21 protein-coding genes are annotated in these 21,110 nt (G+C 36.3%); 15 read left to right on the top strand and 6 right to left on the bottom strand.

Annotated elements, in window-relative coordinates:
• The first annotated feature begins 178 nt into the window (after positions 1 to 178).
• Genes map through ACZ5R4_RS07370 form a run of 3 tightly spaced genes read left to right on the top strand, consistent with a single transcriptional unit; the run spans position 179 to position 1,961 of the window.
• Entirely contained in the window at positions 179 to 940 is a 762-nt protein-coding gene (map, locus tag ACZ5R4_RS07380) for a type I methionyl aminopeptidase (protein ID WP_109985524.1), read from the top strand.
• A gap of 8 nt (positions 941 to 948) precedes the next feature.
• Complete coding sequence (locus tag ACZ5R4_RS07375; protein WP_464368274.1) at positions 949 to 1,662, top strand: AzlC family ABC transporter permease; 714 nt, start codon at positions 949 to 951, stop codon at positions 1,660 to 1,662.
• Positions 1,659 to 1,961 (top strand): AzlD domain-containing protein, encoded by a 303-nt coding sequence (locus tag ACZ5R4_RS07370; protein ID WP_109985523.1) that lies wholly within the window; start codon positions 1,659 to 1,661, stop codon positions 1,959 to 1,961. Before ACZ5R4_RS07375 ends, ACZ5R4_RS07370 begins: the two co-directional genes overlap by 4 nt.
• A 20-nt stretch (positions 1,962 to 1,981) precedes the next feature.
• Here ACZ5R4_RS07370 and ACZ5R4_RS07365 read toward each other — a convergent pair whose 3' ends face one another.
• Positions 1,982 to 2,851 carry a cation diffusion facilitator family transporter gene (locus ACZ5R4_RS07365; protein WP_109985522.1) on the bottom strand — a complete coding sequence of 290 codons (870 nt, stop codon included), beginning with the start codon at positions 2,849 to 2,851 and terminating at the stop codon, positions 1,982 to 1,984.
• A 230-nt stretch (positions 2,852 to 3,081) separates the two neighbouring features.
• On the opposite strand from ACZ5R4_RS07365, the gene ACZ5R4_RS07360 reads away from it, so the two are divergent.
• The 6 genes from ACZ5R4_RS07360 to ACZ5R4_RS07335 all read left to right on the top strand — a co-directional run bounded on the left by ACZ5R4_RS07360 (position 3,082) and on the right by ACZ5R4_RS07335 (position 7,379).
• Positions 3,082 to 3,327 carry a hypothetical protein gene (locus tag ACZ5R4_RS07360; RefSeq protein WP_054788506.1) on the top strand — a complete coding sequence of 82 codons (246 nt, stop codon included), beginning with the start codon at positions 3,082 to 3,084 and terminating at the stop codon, positions 3,325 to 3,327.
• 87 nt (positions 3,328 to 3,414) lie between these two features.
• A complete protein-coding gene (locus tag ACZ5R4_RS07355) occupies positions 3,415 to 4,248 on the top strand; it encodes a M15 family metallopeptidase (protein ID WP_109985521.1) in 834 nt (277 codons plus the stop codon).
• Positions 4,249 to 4,330: 82 nt separating this feature from the next.
• Entirely contained in the window at positions 4,331 to 5,191 is an 861-nt protein-coding gene (gene yabG / locus ACZ5R4_RS07350; protein WP_109985657.1) for a sporulation peptidase YabG, read from the top strand.
• Between the two features lie 135 nt (positions 5,192 to 5,326).
• A complete protein-coding gene (gene fumC, locus ACZ5R4_RS07345) occupies positions 5,327 to 6,712 on the top strand; it encodes a class II fumarate hydratase (protein WP_109985520.1) in 1,386 nt (461 codons plus the stop codon).
• 104 nt (positions 6,713 to 6,816) lie between these two features.
• Positions 6,817 to 7,017, top strand: a complete 201-nt coding sequence (locus tag ACZ5R4_RS07340) for an alpha/beta-type small acid-soluble spore protein (RefSeq protein ID WP_054788504.1) — start codon at positions 6,817 to 6,819, stop codon at positions 7,015 to 7,017.
• Between the two features lie 110 nt (positions 7,018 to 7,127).
• Positions 7,128 to 7,379 carry a hypothetical protein gene (locus tag ACZ5R4_RS07335; protein ID WP_109985519.1) on the top strand — a complete coding sequence of 84 codons (252 nt, stop codon included), beginning with the start codon at positions 7,128 to 7,130 and terminating at the stop codon, positions 7,377 to 7,379.
• 74 nt (positions 7,380 to 7,453) lie between these two features.
• Here the strand turns inward: ACZ5R4_RS07335 and ACZ5R4_RS07330 are convergent, their stop codons facing one another.
• The 4 genes from ACZ5R4_RS07330 to ACZ5R4_RS07315 form a co-directional block, all read right to left on the bottom strand.
• A complete protein-coding gene (locus ACZ5R4_RS07330; protein WP_054861351.1) occupies positions 7,454 to 8,554 on the bottom strand; it encodes an ABC transporter ATP-binding protein in 1,101 nt (366 codons plus the stop codon).
• 201 nt (positions 8,555 to 8,755) lie between these two features.
• Positions 8,756 to 9,655, bottom strand: a complete 900-nt coding sequence (locus tag ACZ5R4_RS07325) for a PucR family transcriptional regulator (RefSeq protein ID WP_054861350.1) — start codon at positions 9,653 to 9,655, stop codon at positions 8,756 to 8,758.
• A gap of 228 nt (positions 9,656 to 9,883) precedes the next feature.
• Positions 9,884 to 10,069, bottom strand: coding sequence for a hypothetical protein (locus tag ACZ5R4_RS07320; RefSeq protein WP_054788501.1), 186 nt, complete (start codon positions 10,067 to 10,069; stop codon positions 9,884 to 9,886).
• Positions 10,070 to 10,102: 33 nt separating this feature from the next.
• Complete coding sequence (locus ACZ5R4_RS07315; RefSeq protein ID WP_464368273.1) at positions 10,103 to 11,398, bottom strand: YheC/YheD family protein; 1,296 nt, start codon at positions 11,396 to 11,398, stop codon at positions 10,103 to 10,105.
• A 144-nt stretch (positions 11,399 to 11,542) separates the two neighbouring features.
• On the opposite strand from ACZ5R4_RS07315, the gene ACZ5R4_RS07310 reads away from it, so the two are divergent.
• From ACZ5R4_RS07310 to ACZ5R4_RS07285, 6 genes are all read left to right on the top strand, one after another.
• Positions 11,543 to 12,679 carry a DUF445 domain-containing protein gene (locus tag ACZ5R4_RS07310; RefSeq protein ID WP_054861347.1) on the top strand — a complete coding sequence of 379 codons (1,137 nt, stop codon included), beginning with the start codon at positions 11,543 to 11,545 and terminating at the stop codon, positions 12,677 to 12,679.
• Positions 12,680 to 12,762: 83 nt separating this feature from the next.
• Complete coding sequence (locus tag ACZ5R4_RS07305) at positions 12,763 to 13,113, top strand: YlbF/YmcA family competence regulator (protein WP_054788495.1); 351 nt, start codon at positions 12,763 to 12,765, stop codon at positions 13,111 to 13,113.
• 221 nt (positions 13,114 to 13,334) lie between these two features.
• A complete protein-coding gene (locus ACZ5R4_RS07300; protein WP_464368272.1) occupies positions 13,335 to 14,234 on the top strand; it encodes an ABC transporter ATP-binding protein in 900 nt (299 codons plus the stop codon).
• Positions 14,227 to 15,489: an ABC transporter permease gene (locus ACZ5R4_RS07295; RefSeq protein WP_054861345.1), complete on the top strand. Its 1,263-nt coding sequence runs from the start codon at positions 14,227 to 14,229 to the stop codon at positions 15,487 to 15,489. The genes ACZ5R4_RS07300 and ACZ5R4_RS07295 overlap by 8 nt, the downstream gene beginning before the upstream one ends.
• A gap of 244 nt (positions 15,490 to 15,733) precedes the next feature.
• Positions 15,734 to 16,969, top strand: coding sequence for a metallophosphoesterase family protein (locus ACZ5R4_RS07290; protein ID WP_054861344.1), 1,236 nt, complete (start codon positions 15,734 to 15,736; stop codon positions 16,967 to 16,969).
• A gap of 5 nt (positions 16,970 to 16,974) precedes the next feature.
• The gene (locus ACZ5R4_RS07285; RefSeq protein WP_464368271.1) at positions 16,975 to 19,845 is read left to right on the top strand and encodes an ATP-binding protein; all 2,871 of its coding nucleotides are present in this window, start codon (positions 16,975 to 16,977) and stop codon (positions 19,843 to 19,845) included.
• 169 nt (positions 19,846 to 20,014) lie between these two features.
• Here the strand turns inward: ACZ5R4_RS07285 and ACZ5R4_RS07280 are convergent, their stop codons facing one another.
• Positions 20,015 to 21,097 (bottom strand): mechanosensitive ion channel family protein, encoded by a 1,083-nt coding sequence (locus ACZ5R4_RS07280; protein WP_109985515.1) that lies wholly within the window; start codon positions 21,095 to 21,097, stop codon positions 20,015 to 20,017.
• Between the last annotated feature and the right edge of the window lie 13 nt (positions 21,098 to 21,110).

Here is a 21,110-nt window from a genome sequence, read left to right as displayed (position 1 = left end):
GGAGCCTGCGTTTTATTCATCTATATATTATCTTTAATAAAGAAAAAACTGGCATGGCTAAAAGCTCCACGCCAGTTTTTTGTAGGTGAAGAGGTCAGTACACAACTTCTTAGCAAAATATGATAAACTGTTTAAGGAATGATATAAGTTTTTGGTATCGGTAGAAAGGAAGTTTGAAATGATTACAAGAAAAAGTAAACGTGAAATAGAAATGATGCACGATGCAGGAAAATTACTTGCTAAGTGCCATAAAGAAATCGCGAAAAGAATAAAGCCAGGAATAACAACAAAGGAAATTGATGATTTTGTTGAGGAATTTCTTGCAGAACATGGGGCAACACCAGAACAAAAAGGCTACAGTGGCTATCCCTATGCTACTTGTGCGTCTGTGAATGATGAAATCTGTCATGGATTTCCACGGGAAGAAAAACTAGTACAAGGTGATATTGTTACAATTGATATGGTAGTGAATTTAAAAGGTGGATTAGCCGACTCTGCATGGACTTATGTTGTTGGCGAAGCGGACGATAAAACCAAAAAATTATTAGATGTAACAAAAAATTCTTTGTACAAAGGGATAGAACAAGCACAGCCAGGAAATCGTATTGGAGATATCGGCCATGCTATACAGCAATATGCTGAAGGAGAAGGTTACTCAGTCGTTAGAGATTTTACCGGTCATGGAATTGGTCGAACAATTCATGAGGATCCACATATTCCACACTATGGACTACCGGGAAAAGGCCCTCGTCTAAAAGAAGGAATGGTCGTAACAATCGAACCAATGATTAATGAAGGTGATTGGAAAAGTAAAATGGATGATAATAATTGGACAGCTCGAACTATTGATGGAGGTCGTTCTGCGCAATTTGAACATACGATCGTTATTACTAATGATGGTCCATTGATTTTAACAGACCAAGAAGGAGAAATTGACTGAAAGCTAAAATGGACAAACAGAAGCGATCACTAAAAAGAATACAGATAAGGGATGGCTTTATAGCAGGTTCCCCAATTGTTATTGGTTATATCCCAATAGCGATAGCGTATGGTGTACTTGCTAAACAAGCAGGTATGAGTTTATTTGAGTTAACTGGCATGAGTATTCTTGTTTATGCTGGTGCTTCTCAATTTATGGGAGCTGGGATGATTGGCCTAGGTGCAAGTGCTTTAGAGATTATTGTAGCAACCTTTGTTCTTAATTTTAGGCATTTTGTTTTAAGTCTTTCCTTTGTCAATCAAATCAAGCAATATCCTTTAAAATGGAAGCTACCTCTTGTCCTTGGGCTAACCGATGAAACCTTTTCCGTTTCCTCCATTTACAAAAAGCAAGTAGATCATAGATATGGAGCCTACTTTTATGGAACCATTATACTAACCTCCTACTTATCTTGGGTAATAGGATCATTATTAGGAGGAGTTTTAGGTGATGTTATTCCAGAAAGGCTTAGTCAAAGTATGGGAGTTGCACTTTATGCGATGTTCATTGGACTATTAATTCCTTCAGTTAGGAAATATAAACGTGTTGCAGTAATTAGTGTTGTTGCAATGCTTATCAATTATTTAGTCACACCGTATATTGGACAAGGATGGGGAATTGTTGTTGGCACCATTCTTGGTGGTCTTGCGGGAGTGTTTATACTGGAGGAGGATAAGGTATGATTTGGGTGATTATTATTGGGATGGCATTAGTGACGATAATTCCTAGGATAATCCCGGCTTTTATCGTAGATCTTATTCATTTTCCTGAGTGGGTAAATAAATGGTTAAAGGCAATCCCTTATGCCGCATTAGGTGCTCTCATTTTTCCAGGAATTCTATCTGTCATTCCTGATAAGCCTTTCGTCGGGTTAGTTGCAGGAGTTGCTGCCATATTATTAGCATGGTTTAGGGTACATATTATTTTCGTTGTTCTGTTGAGCATCCTCACCGTTGTGGTTCTTACGATCTCAGTGGGGTGAATAACCCCACTGGATCCTCACTATTTCTTAAAGGGCTCAATATGAATATGCGTATGGGGCACATTGTGATTATGCTTAAGCATATCCTCTAGATGATCTGTTATACGATGACTCGCCTCAACCGTAAGCTGAGGATCAACAAAAATCGTTGCTTCAATAAGAGCCTGATTTCCATGCATTCTTCCTTTCACATCTTTAATTTCCAGAACCTCAGAATGAGAATAGATCGCTTGTTTAATTTCCTCAAGATCATCCGGCTGAAATCCATCTGTCAACGTGTGAGTGGCTTCGCGGAAGATATCCCAAGCTGTTTTACAAATAATGATTCCCACAATAGAGCCTGCTAAAGGATCAAGCCAAAATAGTTGAAATTGTGCACCAATTATACCAATAAAAGCACCAATGCTGACTAAAGCATCTGATTTATTGTCTTGTGCTGCTGCTAATAGTGCCGTACTATTCACTTTTTTGCCAAGCCGGAGGTTGTACAAATAAACGAGATACATAAAGATTGCAGAGCCGATAGCAACCCAAGCTGTAAGTAAATTAGGCTCTGTGTAATGACCTATAACAATTGACCGGATTGTATCATATAATACTTGTAAACCGATTGTCATCATAATAAATGCTGCAAGAAGAGATGCAATCATTTCTGCTCGAAAATGACCATAATGGTGATCTTCATCAGGAGGTTTTCGAGAGATTCTTAAACCAATTAACACAGCGACAGATGCAATAATATCTGTAGCGTTATTTAGTCCATCTGCTTTTAGAGCAGAAGAGTTCCCAATTTGAGCAACAATCAATTTTATCGTAGCAAGCAATAAATAGGCAACAATGCTTATCCATGCTCCTATTTCCGCCTTCTTATATTTTTCATATGGATTCATGAATCGTCCCCGCACTTTCGGTTTTTGGTATAATAAGCTTATCAAATGTATGAAAGTAATGTCTAGTCTTACTCTTTTCTCTACGGATTAGTATTACCTAATTGTTTAGATTTACAGAACAATGATCGGTGATAAATTTCACGAACTGAAATACACAGCATCTCTTGAGGTTTAATGGCGTTCTATTTAGGGAATTACTTAGTAACAAAGAATTAAAGGAGGCGTGCTCCATGAAAAAGCAGAAGGTAAGTTATCGTTTAAAATCATTTCAACAAAACGGTGATAAAAAGCTGATCGCCAAAAGAGAAATACCATTTGAAATTAAGCTTGCTTCACAGTTAGTGCTTGATGATCTTTGTTTTAGTTGGAACAAAGCACGCTTAGAAGAGAAATTAAATGAAGCTATTGATCAACAGGACATCGAATCATTTAAGCGCTTAAGCGATTCTTATAAAAGTTATATATGGGAAGCATAGAGATAAACCTCGTCCGTAATTGAGTGACGAGGTTTATTATATTTGTTATAGTAGAAGAAGTGAAAAAATAGAGAGGATAGAAATTTGATGAAGGAAAAGCTTTTCGTTATGCTACTAATGGGGACCATTTTAGTAGGATGTCAACAAGAGAATTCAACAGATAAAGACCAGAAAGAAGAAACACCTACTGTGGAAAACAACCAACAGGAGGAAACCCCTTCTGATCAAGAAAAAAATGATCAGCAAGAGGAACAAAATAAAGCAGAAGAAGCAAGTACTACAGAAGATAAAAATGTTTCAGATGAAGAAGAGCTCAAGGTGGATGAGAATGGGCTTTTAATCGTTGATAATCCAAAAAGTGTAGAAGTAATTGTAAATAAACAGAGAAGATTGCCTGATGGGTATGAGCCGACAGATTTAGTGGAACCAAATGTTTCTTTTTATGCAGAAGAAGGAGATCCAAAACGTCAATTACGTCAAATAGCTGCAACGGCCTTGGAGAAGTTATTTGAAGGTGCTAAAGCTGATGGCTTAGAGTTAGTGGCGGTTTCAGGCTATCGTTCCTATGATAGACAAAAAGCAATATATGAGAACAATGTGGCACAAAACGGTCAGGAGCATGCGGATAAATATTCTGCAAGACCTGGAACAAGTGAACATCAAACAGGTCTTGCGATGGATGTTGCCTCAGCAGCCTTAGTTTCTGTTCTTGAGCCAAGCTTTATCCAGACGGAGGAAGGACAGTGGTTAGAGGAACATGCCCATGAATATGGCTTTATTATTCGATATCCAGAAGGCAAGGATGATATTACAGGATATAGCTATGAGCCGTGGCATGTCAGATATGTCGGAAAAGAAATTGCAACAGAAGTGTATGAACAACAAACAACGCTGGAGGAATTTTTTGGGTTATATCCGTAAAAATTAATGATGTCATTTCACCAAACATCACTTATGATCATAGCCTATAACATACAATGTTTTGAAGGAAGCTGGTGATTTGGTGAAACTGATGACTGGAATGCTAGTAACGAGATATTCCCATCAACATGATATTGTTTTTCGTATTAAGAATATCGTTGAGAATACAGTAATTCTCCATGGTGAGGATTTACGTTTAGAAGCAGATGCTCCTATTGAAGATGTTAGAGTTCTACCTGAGGATGATATACGAGAGCGACAAGAGGAGATGAAGGATAAAGAGGAATATTCTTATCGTATGTTCCGTCAAGATTACCAATTAATGAAAGAAAAGAAGGATATGAAACATAAACGGGATGAGCCTAGTAATATTGCTCGCTTTCAGCTACCTGTTAAAGTTCTCCATATCGATGGAGACCGGCTCTACTTAAAAAAATGTATTGATTTATATCAAAGACTTGGATTGCAAGTCCATGGTGTCTATCTTCAAGAAAATGAACTTCCCCTAGAAATAGATACTATTATTCGAAAGATACAGCCAGAGATTTTAGTAGTAACAGGACATGATGCCTATTCCAAATCTAAAGGGGCAAAAAAGGAACTAACTGCCTATCGGAACTCCAAATACTTTGTGGAAACGGTAAGAAAAGCAAGAATGTGGGAGCCTAATCTAGATCAATTAATCATTTTTGCTGGTGCCTGTCAATCCCATTTTGAGTCGATCATCCGTGCTGGAGCAAATTTTGCTAGTTCTCCGGAACGCATTAATATTCATGCATTAGACCCCGTATATGTCATTGCAAAGATCGCTTATACGCCGTTTATGGATAAGGTCAATGTATATGATGTTTTAAAGAATACGATGACAGGAGAAAAAGGATTAGGTGGCATGGAAACAAAAGGCTTGTTTCGAACAGGCTTACCATATGTGGAGACGAAATAGTGGCATGGATGTCACTATTTTTTTTTACTTAAATTAACAAGTGGCGGACGTAAAGTTTTCACATGATAGAAGAATACAATTATCGCTTTTTTTGGTACAATAAAAGGGAATGAAGATTAGAGAGGGAGAGTGGAAATGGATTATCGTTTGGAACGTGACACGATTGGTGAAATCAAAGTCGCAAGTGATAAATATTGGGGGGCACAAACACAGCGTAGCAAGGAAAACTTCCCAATTGGCAACGAAAAAATGCCACTTGAAATAATTGAAGGCTTTGCTATTTTAAAGCGAAGTGCTGCTATCGTTAATAGTGAATTAGGATTAATGGAAAAAGAAAAAGCTGAGGCTATAACCTATGCAGCAGATAAAATATTAGCAGGTGAACTAACAGAGCATTTTCCACTAGTTGTTTGGCAGACTGGTAGTGGTACTCAATCGAATATGAATGTGAACGAGGTTATTGCATATGTTGGTAACCAATGGTTAAAAGAACAAAATAGTGAGATAACCTTACATCCAAATGATGATGTAAATAAGTCGCAAAGCTCGAATGATACTTATCCAACCGCCTTACATATTGCTGCAGTGAGAAAATTAGAGGATGTATTGATACCTGCCTTACACATTATTAAGCAAACATTAAAAGAGAAGATGGAAGCGTTTCATGATGTTGTGAAAATCGGGAGAACACATCTTCAAGATGCTACACCATTAACGTTAGGTCAGGAAATTAGTGGCTGGCATCGTATGATCGAAAAAACGGAGTTAATGATCGAGAACAGCCTCCCACATGTGAAGGAATTAGCAATTGGTGGTACAGCAGTAGGAACTGGTTTAAATGCCCACCCTGAATTCTCAGAACGAGTGACCGAAAAAATTAGTGCATATACGGAAAAACAATTTATTTCAGCTCCGAATAAATTCCATGCTTTAACAAGTCATGACGAACTAGTATTTGCTCATGGTGCTTTAAAAGGGTTAGCAGCAGATTTAATGAAAATCGCAAATGACGTTCGTTGGTTAGCAAGCGGACCACGTTGCGGAATTGGTGAGATTGCTATCCCTGCTAATGAACCGGGTAGCTCAATCATGCCTGGTAAGGTTAACCCAACACAGAGTGAAGCAATAACAATGGTAGCAACACAGGTAATGGGGAATGATGCAGCAATTGGCTTTGCGGCAAGTCAAGGAAACTTTGAGCTAAATGTTTTCAAACCAGTTATTGCATATAATTTTCTTCAATCTGCCCAACTTTTAGCTGATAGTATGCTATCATTTAATGATCGATGTCTAATTGGACTTGAACCAAATTATGAGCAAATCAAGAAAAATCTTAATGATTCCTTGATGCTTGTAACGGCGTTAAATCCTCATATTGGTTACGAGAATGCAGCTAAAATTGCCAAAAAGGCATTTAATGATAATACTACATTGAAAGAAGCGGCAATCGAATTAGGTTTATTAACGGCAGAACAATTTGATGAGTGGATTAAGCCTGAAGAAATGACTTACCCTAAATAGAAATGACCTTTATTAAATGGATATATTGCTAGAAATTACTAATGGGATTTTGGCATATTGATTTCCTTTTTGTTCACAATATGGTGTACAGGAGGTGATTATAAATGGCAACTAACAATTCCAATCAATTAGTTGTTCCTGGCGTTGAACAAGCTCTAGATCAAATGAAATATGAGATTGCACAAGAGTTTGGAGTAAACTTAGGTGCAGATTCAACTTCTCGCGCTAACGGTTCTGTTGGTGGAGAAATCACTAAAAGACTAGTACAAATGGCTGAACAACAGTTTGGCGGAAGACCACAATAACGAAAATTGTTTGATATGAAGAAAGGGGCGCAATGATGCGCCTCTTTTTGTACTGATAAGTTGTCACAATACTAGTCGTCAATAGAATGTGATTCGAGAAGGTGATCATGATGTTTGTATGTTTAGTTTGTAATGGGATGGAATCCTTTTCCTATACTTGTCCTGCTTGTCATACCGAGATGCGGGATGGTGGGAAGGTCGTTGATTTTTATGGAGATTATTCCCCTTATATAGAGATAGAAGACGGAAAAATGATTGATGGTGATCCAGTAAGTAGTGATGAACACAGGTGTATACATTTCGGGGTTTGTCCAGCATGTAGTTATGTCCAAGAAGTTAGTATTGAAGAAGACACAATCTAAGTTATAGAATGTAATAAAATAAACGCATAGCACCACTTGCTATGCGTTTACTCATATAGTTGAAAATTGGCAGACTATTTAATACGTTCTTCTGAATCCTTATCAAAGAAGTGAGACTTATGCATATCAAAAGCAAGATCGATTTTCTCTCCACCATGAATGTCCGTACGAGAATCTACACGTGCTACAAATTCTTGACCATTTACCTCTGAATAAAGGTAAGACTCAGAACCCATTAATTCAGAAACGTCGATAGTTGCAGTAATCTTGGAACCAGGGTTTGCATCTAAGAAAACTGGCTCATCATGGATATCTTCAGGACGAACACCTAAAACAATCTCTTTACCAACATAACCTTGCTCACGTAGAACCTTCATTTTACCTTCTGGTACTGCTACCTTAGTATCACTAAGATTAACGTGACCTTCATCTAATGTTCCAGTAAAGAAGTTCATTGCTGGAGAACCGATAAATCCACCAACAAAAATGTTGTTAGGCTTATCGTATACTTCTTTTGGTGCACCAACTTGTTGAATAATTCCGTCTTTTAAAACAACTAGTCGAGTTGCCATTGTCATCGCTTCTGTTTGGTCGTGTGTAACGTAAATAGTAGTTGTTTGAAGGCGATGGTGAAGCTTTTGAATTTCTGCACGCATTTGTACACGGAGCTTTGCATCCAAGTTTGATAAAGGCTCATCCATTAAGAATACCTTTGCATCACGGACAATCGCACGTCCTAACGCAACACGTTGACGTTGACCACCGGAGAGTGCTTTTGGTTTACGATCTAGGTATGCTTCTAGTCCAAGAATACGAGCAGCTTCCTTTACACGACGCTCGATTTCGTCTTTCTTAAATTTACGTAGTTTCAAACCAAATGCCATGTTATCGTATACATTCATGTGAGGATAGAGGGCATAGTTTTGGAATACCATCGCAATATCGCGATCTTTTGGAGCTACATCATTCATTAATTTATCATCAATATAGAATTCTCCACCTGAAATTTCTTCTAGACCTGCAATCATTCGTAATGTGGTTGACTTACCGCAACCTGAAGGACCTACGAAAACGATAAACTCTTTGTCTTTAATTTCAAGGTTAAAGTTATCTACTGCTTTACCTTCATCTTTGTTATAGATTTTGTCAATATTTCTTAATGATAGTTCTGCCATTGTATTCCCTCCTAAATTTGTTGAAAGCGTTTCATCTATAGGTTATAGTTTACTAATAAAGTATCCAAACGTAAATAGCTATCGTGCACAAAAAATGTCGAGGGCTTTGTGCACGATTACAGAAAACGGATACAAGCTTTTCACAGCGTGCTTATCGACCTAGAGATCCACCTTTCACGGTTGGAGAATCATCAAAAAATACTAAGCCAATTGTGTTCTTAAAATTAGGCACAGATATACCGCTAACGCACCATCAAATTTCTTCACATCAATCCCCGTTTTTTCAATGAATTTATCTACACGGTATTGGAGACTATTTCGGTGCATAAACATTTTCTTAGCTGCAAGAGTCGTGTTTGAATTGGATTCCAAGAACACTTGTATCGTCTTAAGTAATTCCTCTTCTTCTATAACAGTATGAAGAATGGAGTGATAAAGAAGATGTTTCTCCTCATCAGATAAATGTTGCATGACAAGATATGGAATAGCCTTAATATAATACATTACTTCTCTGTTTTGACTTTTCGTTAGCTTATAACATTTTTTTAACCATTGGTAATATTTGGCTGCCTCTGTGATATGGTAGAGAGTAGGCCCAATAAATAATTGGATGTTCATATAGAAATCCGTTGTTAATACTTCAATAATCTCAGAATAGGAAATATCCTCGTCCGTTGTTTGTTCTCCTTCTATGATAAGTATTCCTTCATGATTATTTTCCCACAGAATCGGTATTTGTACAGGAAATAACCCATAAATAGCTTCACGAAATGCTTCAGGGTCTACGGTATCATCTGAAAAGGAGAAATAAACAAAATAATACTTCTCAAAACTATCCTCCATTAATGTTCTAGGAATTTCATGATGAAATAAAACATCCATCCATTTTTTTTCCCGAGCATTTGTAGGAGGTTCATTTGCAAAATATGGTGTCAACAAAATCTCCAGTAGCTCTTTTTCTCTATCGGATAAATCACTCGCAGGTATACCAATAATTTCATTATCCTTCGTTATAAACCATTTGTACTCTGCAGAATCATAGCTGCTTTCTTCTGTTGCTTTGGTTAAATTAGGGAACATTTGTTGTAATTGCACAAGCATATTCTAGCCTCTTTCATTCAGTCTTAACTTTAGTATAACAAAGTGTACAGTGATTGCATAAATGATAAATAGAAAAAACGCACTTGAGTGTGCGCTTTTCGTGTAGTGCAAGCGGAGACCAAACATCATGGAGGCTGAGACATAACTAAATAGAGTAGAGAGAATCCGAGTAAACTTCTGATTGGGCGGTTTCAGTGCACATAGGATTTTTCCTTCCAGTCACTTTATTTAATCATCGCTTTCTGATGGAAATTTGTCGTTTTGCTTTGGTAATTCTCTAGCTTGTTCGATTTGCATTCTTCCATGAATCGAATAGGTAGTACCACCTGCCATTCCTTCATTAATCATGCGATCTACGTCTAATTCATGTGTTTCTCTTGGATCTTTTTCTTTCTTTGAAGATGGTTTTGCCATATTCATCCCTCCTTGCCTTTTATTTTGCACAAACTAGGAAAGGTTCATTCTTTTTTGATTGTGTAAATAGAAGGAGTAGCGGAAGAGGTGCTCAATCATATCCAGAGCAAATGGATATAGCGTACCGTGGTCTAGAATTCTCCAGCTCGGACGAGAGTAGACATCAAGTAACCATGTTCTTTTTTCTTTATCGATAGCAACATCAAAAGCAAGCTCACCAAGGTTTTTATCTAACCGATTTTCTAAGATTTTACTTAATGTTACAGCCATTTTTGCAATCTTTATTTGAAAGGCTTCCTCCTCTTTTTCGGTAAAAAGGTTGGACAATGGGACTAAGTTTGAGCGATTAGAATGTCTAACTTGATAAGCTGCAATTAGCGTGGTTACCCATTTATTGTTTTCATTTTTATTACTGTTTACACGAAACATAATCTCACTATCATGATAAGTAAATAGAGCATGTGCTTCCTCCATGACATAATGCTGAAAGCCTTTGGGAAAACGTCTAGTTTTTAATAGATCAAATGAAGGAAAATACATCTCTTTGCTATTAGGGGGCGCATCCGTCTGAATAAGAATAAATTGCTCCTTTCTTTTTACTATTAAATAGCTTTCTTCCCCACGATATTTTTGTAATGGTTTCAAATAGATGGAGGTAGAATTTAGCCAGTCCTTAACCGACTGTTCGGAAGGCTGGAATATTGCCTGTGGTAAAAGATGTCTTGATTCATTATCCTGGAAAAGATATTCATACACCTGCCATTTGTTAAAAAAATCATGATTAAATATAATAGAAGTGGATTGTAATCCTTGCTTTATTTTTTTAATTTGATGGTGAGCTTCTAATTTTCTGTTTGGAATTCTGTTATAAATAACGAATGGGATGTCAACATTAGTTGTTAACCATTGCTGCTTATAATATTGATAAGCCTGTATTTTTTGTTTCGATAAATCTACATCCTTATATCCAAAAACATAAGTGATAAAACCATATTTCTCCCCTACTTGGACAATCTCTTTTAATTGGTGAGCACTTCGATGTAATTGTCTCGAATTGGCGATGAATATGCCTAAGGTATAAGTAATCACACAAGTATCTCCAATAAATCGCATAGAATAATGATGATTATTTTGGAGATGCAATTGTTGCATCAGTGCAGAGGAAATATATATGGTGTCCGTTCGCTGGTAATGACTTAGACATTCACAAGTAGTGGAGTATGGTCCATTTTTAATTTTGCGGATGACAGTATTATATCGATAAATGTCGTGTGGCACAATAATGCGTGGTTTTGGGTTCGTATATTCCTTAATTCGAAGTTGATCCATGATCATACTTCCTTTCTTTATCACAGTAATTGTCCGTAGACTACATATTAAAATGTGGAAAAGTTAATCCATTATATGATACTAAATGATGCTCTATTCCTTTGGTTAGTGGTAGTAAATATCTAAGAAAGGTGTTAACTATAAATGAATATATTCCTTACATTATGTATGATGATCGTCGTAGGTGCGTTGATTGGAGGATTAACCAATTCTCTAGCAATAAAAATGCTTTTCCGACCATATGAAGCGAAATATATAGGTAAGTGGAGAATACCATTTACTCCAGGTCTTATTCCTAAAAGGCGTGATCAGTTAGCTGTACAATTGGGACAGCTTGTCGTCAACCATTTAATTACGGAGGAAAGTATTCAAGCAAAATTAAAGGAAGAACGTTTAAGGAATCAACTGATCAAGCTTTTATCTAAAGAATTCGATCAATTCTTACAAAAACAAATAACCATTGATCAATTGTTACGGCAATTCCATTTGTCAATATCGAAGCAAGATGTAGAAAAAAGAGTTGGTGAGTGGATAGTGGAACTATACCAACAAAGACTTGATCAACACCAATCTACCCAGTTGAAAGATTTTTTCAATACCGAAGCAGAAAAAGAGATAGAGGAAGTACTTGAAAAGGTTTCTACCTATTTGCACAAACGAATTGTTTCTATGCTAGAAGCACCATCAACACAGGTCAAAATAGAAAAAGTTATCAACCAGTATGCACAGTCAAAAGGTTTTTTTGGGAACATGGTTCTATCTATGTTTAGTAGTGAGGATTTATCCACAAAGGTACAAGTCTTGTTCGTTCAATATATACAGTCAGCAGATGGTTATAGATGGTTACATCAAGCAGTCCAACAGGAATGGATTAAATTAAAGGATAGTACGCTCTCTGATTATCGTCATGTTTTAGAAAGGGATTTAATAAAAAGTATGATTAACCAATTAGTTAGAAGCAATCTGCCTATTCAAAAATGGCTTCAAACCAATGCGCCTAGCCTTTTACGACCATTTGCAACTACAATAAAGCAAAAAGTAGTTCCAGATGTGGTGAATGCTATTTTTAAGAAAATGGTAAAGAATATACCAGAAGCTTTCAAGCATTTAGAAATGGAGAAAATGGTGGAAAAGCAAGTGGCAGCCTTCCCAACGGAAAGAATTGAACAAATTATCTTGTCAATTTCTAGGAAGGAATTCAAACTAATTACTTACTTAGGGGCACTCTTAGGCGGGATAATTGGACTAATTCAAGGACTTCTCTTTATCTTAGTTGGATAATGATAATAATCTCTGTTATAGTGGTAGATGCACGCAAGAAAATAGCAGCTAGTTAAGCTTAAATATTAGGAGGATTTATTTTTATGGCAACGATCCAGGATAGTGCAAAAGAGTTAGAAAAAGCGATTGAGCAAAGTGAGGAGTTCCAAGACTTAAAAGCCGCTTACGATAAAGTAATGGGAGATCCATCATCTAAACAAATGTTTGATAATTTCCGCAACACACAATTAGAGTTGCAGCAAAAGCAAATGCAAGGAATGGAAATCACAGAAGAAGAAGTAGAAAAGGCAAAGAAAGTCGTTGAACTTGTTCAACAGCATGAAGATATTTCAAAATTAATGGAGCAGGAACAACGAGTGAATGTGCTCATTAATGACATAAGTCGCATTATTACAAAGCCACTAGAAGAATTATATAGTGCAGAACAGCAATAAGAAATAGTAAAATAGGACAATACAAAAATACGAGCTCTATTCGGTGAAAGGATTCCTACTGAATAGGCTCGTCATTTTTTATATGTTAGGAATAGCACAAATTTAAGCATTAAATTATAATAAAATTGAATGCATTCTGTAAAGGAATGCGAGTTTTTCTAGGAATAAGTGAAACTTTTTCATTATTTAATCGTATCTAAAGGAGAAGGGAGTGTAGAGCATTGACATTAGAACTAAAAAATGTGACAAAACGATTTGGCTCATTTACAGCGGTGGATAATTTATCGTTGGAAATACCTGAGAACAATATATTCGGTTTCTTAGGAGCGAATGGAGCTGGAAAAACGACGACATTTCGTATGATCTTGAATTTAATCGATCAATCTGATGGCTCGATTACGTGGAATGGTGAGGAAATTAACTACAATAATAGTGACAGAATTGGCTATCTACCGGAGGAAAGAGGCTTATACCCTAAACTCAAGGTGCGTGACCAGTTAATTTATCTTGGTAAATTAAGAGGTCTATCTAAGAACGATGCTTCCAATGAGTTAAAGAAATGGTTAGATCGATTAAAAGTACCACAATATCTAGACAAAAAAGTAGAAGAGTTATCCAAGGGGAATCAACAAAAGATACAATTCATCTCAGCAGTGATACATAAACCTAAGCTATTAATTCTGGATGAACCTTTCTCAGGCCTCGATCCAGTTAATGTAGAAATGCTTAAGGAAGCAGTTGAGGAGCTTGGAAGAAGTGGTACATCAATTGTGTTTTCATCGCACAGGATGGAGCATGTTGAACAGCTTTGTGAGCATCTCTGTATGCTTCAAAAAGGAAAAACGATTTTACATGGGAATTTAAAAGAAATTAAACGTTCCTTTGGGAAGAAGAATTTATCCATTGAAGCAGATTGTGATTTAGACTTTGTTAATCAAATACCTGGTGTTCTAAAAACAACCCCATATTCTGGAGGAATGGTTTGCCAGATCGAGAGTGAAGCAGTATCACAAGCAGTATTAGAAAAATTGATAGGTAAAGGATTTATACGAAAATTTGAGTTAGATGAACCTAGTTTAAATGATATCTTTATTGAAAAGGCGGGTGAATCCTATGAATAAATTCTGGATTGTCTTTTCTCATACGTTTATGTCTAAAATAAAGGCAAAATCCTTCATTATTACTACTGCACTTTTTCTAGCTTTTATTATTATTATGTCAAACATTCAATCAATTATGGATATATTTGATCAAGAAGAGGTCGACCAAGTGGCTGTTGTAACGGAAACGGATTCTTTTTATGAATCTTTAGATAACAGCCTACAGGCTGCTGAATCAGATATTGAAATTGTACGATATAATGGTACGCTAGAGAAAGCCCAAGAACAGGTTATAGATGGAGAGTATAGTGCAGTATTAGAAATTACCGAACAAGAACAATTACCAGCAGCTGTTTACTATACAGCGGATATGAGTAGTACTTCTATTGAATCCACTCTGAATCAAGCATTGGAACAAATTAAAACAGAAATAGCTACAAACAAGGCTGGATTAGATCCTGGAACTATTGCAACAATTTATGAACCAATGAGCTTCGAGAAAGAACCAATTGTAGCTGAGGGTGAAGAGGGAAGTGTCAAAACAGAGGAAGAATTAAGTGGTGCCAGAGGATTAGTATATGTTATTCTCTTTCTCCTTTATTTTGCCGTCATTGCATATGGCAATATGATTGCAACAGATATTGCCAATGAAAAAACTTCTCGTGTCATGGAAATATTAATATCAAGCTCCTCTCCTGTTAGCCAAATGTTTGCCAAAATTTTAGGGATCGGTAGTGTTGGATTAGTGCAAATGTTACTCTATTTAGGAGTAGGTTATATTGTCATTCAACAAAAGCAAGAAGAGCTAGTCGGTGGATTTTTTGAATTTTTCGGACTTTCCGAAACAAGTGCTTCTACATTTGTTTATGCCATTGTCTTTTTCTTGTTAGGCTATTTTCTATATGCGACATTATCAGCTATGCTCGGTTCCCTTGTAAGTAGAACAGAGGATGTCCAGCAATTGATGACTCCAGTCATTTTATTAATTGTAGTCGCCTTTATGATCTCGATCTTCGGCTTATCCAATCCGAGTTCTCAGTTTGTTACCATTGCATCGTATATACCGTTTTTCTCCCCTATGGCAATGTTCTTACGTGTCGGAATGTTAAATATTCCGTTCTGGGAGGTAGGTTTAAGTATAGCTATTTTAATCATCACCATAGTTATTCTAGCTATTGTTGGTGCAAGAGTTTATCGTGGTGGTGTACTCATGTATGGAACATCAACCTCGTTAAAAGATTTCAAAAAAGCCTTACAATTATCTAAAAAAGACTAGACAAAAAAGCTATTTCGCAATTTAAAGCGGAATAGCTTTTTTAACACATTAGGAAAGTATTAAATTTTTACACAGCAGAAGTTTCGACATAACTAAAATTTTAAGGTACCACGTATAAGCAAAACTAGGCATTCACAAAAGAAGATCGAAGGCATAGCTTCTAATGAAGCTTCTTGATAGAATGATCGAACGTGCATTCTGTTTCTGCCTTTGATAAACTAGTATACAGAAAGTAGGTGATCAAATGGGCAAAGGTATTTCTTTTATCCATTGTGCGGATTTACATTTAGATAGTCCATTTAAAGGATTGAGCAATTTGCCAGCACATCTTTTTGATGAAGTTAGAAATAGTACCTTTCTTGCACTAGAGAAATTAGTACAAACAGCTATCGAACGCCGGGTTGATTTTGTTCTAATGGTTGGAGATATATTTGATCAGGAAGAGCAGAGTATGAAAGCACATATCGCATTAGTTCGTGCGTTTAAAACATTACAAAACTATAATATTTCAGTCTATTTATCCTTTGGAAACCATGATTATATAAATAGTCAAACCTTTTCTCGAAATTATCCAAGTAATGTATTTGTTTTTGAAAAGGATGTAGTGGAGGCATATCATTATAGAAAGGATGAAGAAATACTTGCAACAATTTACGGTTTTAGTTATATAGAAAGAGCAGTCGATATCGATAAATCAAGAGAATTCATCAAAACAGGAAATGCTAGTTATCATATTGCAATGCTTCATGGTAGTCTCGGAGCTTCGGAATCAAAAGATCATGCAAATTATGCTCCTTTCCAATTAAGCAGACTGAAGGAGTCAGGATTTGATTATTGGGCATTAGGTCACATCCATCAGAGGGAGCACTTATCGAATCAACCACCCATTATCTACCCAGGGAATATGCAGGGTAGATCGATAAAAGAAAGGGGCATAAAAGGTTGTTACCATGTAATCTTGACCGGTGACCATTCAAGATTGGAATTCTGCCCTTTAGGTCAAATTCGTTTTGAAAGACTAGACATTGATACGACAAATTGGACAGACATTGCGGATGCAACTGAGCAATTAGTAACAGTTATTCGTCGTCATTGTAACAAATTAGGCAAGGTATTTCTTGAAATTGAATGGACGAATACGACCGAAATGTTTGAAGTATGGCAAAGGCAAGGTTTAATAACAGACATGATAGAAATTATCAATTCGACTCTTATTGATCAAGAAAATTGGGTGCAAATCATCTCAGTCAAAAGCAAACAACCTGCTAGCTTTCATGAATGGCACCATGGAGAGCAATTTTTGGAGCAATTAGTAGCTACATTTGAAGATAGTAATCATACAATGACATTGCTTTCATCGCTTTGGCAACATCCAGAGGGTCGAAAATGGTTAAAAAATCTGTCCGATCAAGAGCAAGAAGATCTGAATAAACAAGCAAAGGAGAAAGTCTATCAAATGCTCCATGAGAGGGAGGTGTGAAAAAGATGAGAATAGAGTCCGTACATATTTATGGTTTTGGAAAATGGCAAAATAAACAGTTCTATTTAAATAATTCTTCCTTGCTAGAAATAACAGGAGAAAATGAGGCTGGAAAGTCTACATTAAGACAGTTTATTTTATATATGTTGTTCGGGTTACCTAGTAAAAAGCTCGAAAAATATCTTCCAAAACAAGGAGCACAAATTGGTGGTAGAATGGTGATATCAGCTTTGTCAAGTAAGGAGGTAACGGTTGAACGTGTGCAGGGGAAAAATAAAGGAAAGGCCGTTATCTACTTGGAAAATGGGAAGAGAGAAGAGGAAGCCTGGTTACTACAACACATAAGAGGTATAGATAGAGCACAATATGAAGCTATTTACTCTTTTGATTCTGCAGATCTAAGACAGATTCATCAATTGAATAATGATAGTCTAAATGATGTACTACTAGCAGTGGGAATGACAGGATCTGACAGGATCTATTATGCAGAAAAAAAACTAGAAAAAGACCGCTCAGATTTATTTAAACCATTTGGAAAAAAGCCAGCTATTAATCAAGTATTAGCAGAGTTAAGCCTGCTGAAAAAGAAGTTAAGCGTAGCGAAAGAGGAAGAAGCAACTTACAATGACAGGCTAACCAAAATTAGAGCATTAGAAGAAGAAATCGTTCAATTGGAAAAGTCAATCGAAGAAAAGCAAGCTCATCAATTACAGCTTGAGAAGATCTTATCCTATTATGCACAAATAGAAGAGTATTATTTAACGATCCAACGGCTTGATCGTTTAACGGGATTGACTGCTTTTCCTGCACACGGGTTAGAGCGGTATAAACAATTGAAGGAAGAGCTGCTCCCATACAAAAGTGAAAACCTCATGCTTCAAAGGAACATAGAAGAGATCAAGCATAAACTTGATACACTTTCTGACACCGTTTTTTCAGAAGAAGATATAGGCTTATTAAAGCAAGCAATGGAGCTATCAGATGCAATAAAGCAATGGAAAAAACAAAAGAATGAGCACGAGCAGAAAATAAAAAATATCGAAGTGGAAGTGCATACGAAACTACAATCACTTCAAATTACTTTATCAGTAGAGGAATTAGAAGCCTTAACATTACCTTTTTACTTAGAAGAATTATGGACAGACCTAAGTAAACAAAAGGATCAGCTAGAACTAGAAAATCAATATATTAGGAACGAACTTCAAGCATTGGATAAAATAATCAAGGAGTTAAAGGAAAAAAAGCAGAGCTGTCAGTCAAGCTTAGTCGATGCAGCGATTATATCAAAATATCAACAAGAGGTAGAAAAATCCAAACTAAACAGAGAACAACAGTCTCAAATAAAGCAAATGACAAACCAACAAGCAGGAAAGACAAGCTATCTACTATCGATGATGCTTTTAATTGTTGGTCTCATTATTGCAATAGGCTTAGTTTTTTGGAAAAATGAATTGCTTTGGGGAAGCCTACTAGTCATTGTGACCGCTCTACCATTTATCTATTTCCAATTAAATCGAAGAATATTTAATAAATGGATGCTTCAAATGAATCCTACCGAGACGTTCCTAACCGATGAAGACCTCACCAAAAGGGAAGAAATAATTTCCGAACAAGAAAAGGTACAACAGTTATTAGATAAAGTAGAAAGGGATTTAACAGCAAATCAAGTGGAAAAGCTAAAACTAGAAGAGAGAGCAAGCTCTATTCAAAGTCGGTATCAACAGTTACAGGAGAAAATAACTGATCAAATCGAAGCATATCCCTTTTTAGAAAATATCGTGTTAACCTACTGGCCAAAGTTATATCAACAGCTAATGCTTTTACAGGAAAGAATAATAGAGAGGTATAAGGAACAGGAAAAAAACTCCTCTTGTAGGGATCAGCTTAAGCAATTAGAAAGCAAACAAGCAGAAGCATTGAATCCTCTAAATATCGATGCTACAGAAATAGAGGAAAAACTAACGGCAGAAGAGATGAAAAGAAAAGAATATTTACAATTACGAAATCACTATCAACAATTAGTCGATGAACAAAATCATTGTATCGACAGACAGCAACCTTATTTGGAGGAAATTTCTCTTTTATTCCAAGCAGCTAATACGAAGGATGAGCATGAATTTATTGAAAAAGGAGAAAGAACACATGAGAAACGAGAAATAGAAAAAAAGGCTAGCCAATTATTCGATAGTCTTACTGTTTGGATGGACGTGCCAGAAATCAAAAAAATTAGAGCAGGGGAATATGATGATGAAGTTCTGCTTAAGAAACAATTAACGAAAATAAGCAAGGAAATAGACGATGTAAAAGAGAAATGGAAACAAAAAAGTCAGCAGCTAAGTGATCAACGGGCAGCACTAGAAATGCTAGAAGATAGAGAAGAAGTGTCACTATTAAAGCATCAAATTGCCTTAAAAAAAGAGAAATTAGAAAAGCTAGCAGGAGAATGGGCCATTGATCAAATTGCCTTAGAAAGATTACTACAAGCCAAAAATCGTTACTACGAAATTTATGTGCCAAAGGTTTTTCAGCATGCAAGTAATTATTTCTCCAGACTAACATTAGGAAGATACCAACAGCTTGTACTACTAGAAGAGAGTAATTGGATTCAAGTAGAGGATCGTGAGGGATTTTTCTATACTGTAGATGAATTATCACAAGGGACAAAAGACCAATTATATATTGCCATTCGGCTAGCCTTGAGTAATGTGATGGCAAAGGATTTATCGTTACCTTTTTTAATAGACGATGGTTTTGTCCACTTCGATCAATACAGAAAGGAGTCCATTTTAGAAATATTACAAGAATTAAGTGAGGACCACCAAATATTATACTTCACTACTGAGGTTTCCAGTGGCAGTATGATAAAAATAAATTAGAGAATAAAAGCTCCATTCCAGAAGGAAGGAGCTTTTTTTATACGTTAGGAAAGTATAAAATTTCTACACAGTAGGGTTTCGACGTAGCTGAAATTTTAAGGTACCAAGTATAAGCAAAACTAGGCATTCGCCAAAGGACCAGCGAATACGAGTTTTTCTAATAATTGGTTTACAGAGAATCTGGTCTTTCATCCTGTTCATTCACATGGATTGCTCTAACAGGAACTGCTACTTTGACTCCTTCTTCTTCTAATATTTCTAGAATGAGAAGGTTGGTCTCCTCGTGAATTCGTAAATATTCTCCCCAATTTGTCGTTTTCGTGAAGAAGTATAGCATAATATCCATACTACTCTCGCCAAAATCAGTAAATCTGGCAAATATAGTTTCCTTATGAATTTCCTCGTGGTTCTCAAGCAGGCTTCGAATTTTTTTCGTCACTGCTTCTATTTTTTCCTTAGGGGTGCCATACTCTAATCTTAAATGGAAACTAATTTGCCTTTTGCCCATTTTACTCCAGTTCGTAATGGGTTCATTGGATAAAGTGGAATTTGGAATGGTGATTAGGGCATCGGCAAATGTTCGGATAATCGTACTTCTGAAATTAATATCCTCAACAACCCCTTCGACACTTGGTGTTTGAACCCAATCCCCTATCGAAAAAGGTTTTTCGGTTATGATGACAATTCCACCAAATAAGTTTTTGATCACCTCTTGAGCAGCTAGAGCAAATGCTAATCCACCAAGACCAAGTCCAGCAACAAATGTACTGACCTCATAATCGAACTCTTCAGCAATCACACTAATACTGATGAGGATGATGATCACTCGAACCGTCTTAGATAAAAATGGGATGAGAATCTGATCGATTTCGATTGCTGAGTTATTACTAATTTTCATAAATAATATGGAAGTTTTGGAGGATAAGTTAAACAGTCCCCAAGTAATAAGTAAAATATAGCCAGCTCTAAGTAAATCACCAAATAATTCATTTCTATGATTAAAAAACGGAAAATAGATGGCTGCAATATAAAGACCAATTAGAATAAACACCCATCTTAATGGTCGTTCAAATGCCTCTAATACTTGATTGAGGAAATCTGATTTCGTTTTTTTGAAGAGCTTTACAAGTAGGTAGAATACATACTTTGTAAACAGCTTGCGTAATACTAGGAAGAAAAGGATAATCCCAATCGAAATGGCGATTTGAATCCAATCTTCGAGACTAATCTTTTCCCATAATCTCCAGTTCATTTTTCTAATAAAC

It is taken from the genome of Gracilibacillus sp. JCM 18860 (genome assembly GCF_055395245.1).
This window is presented reverse-complemented; position numbering and strand designations above follow the sequence as displayed.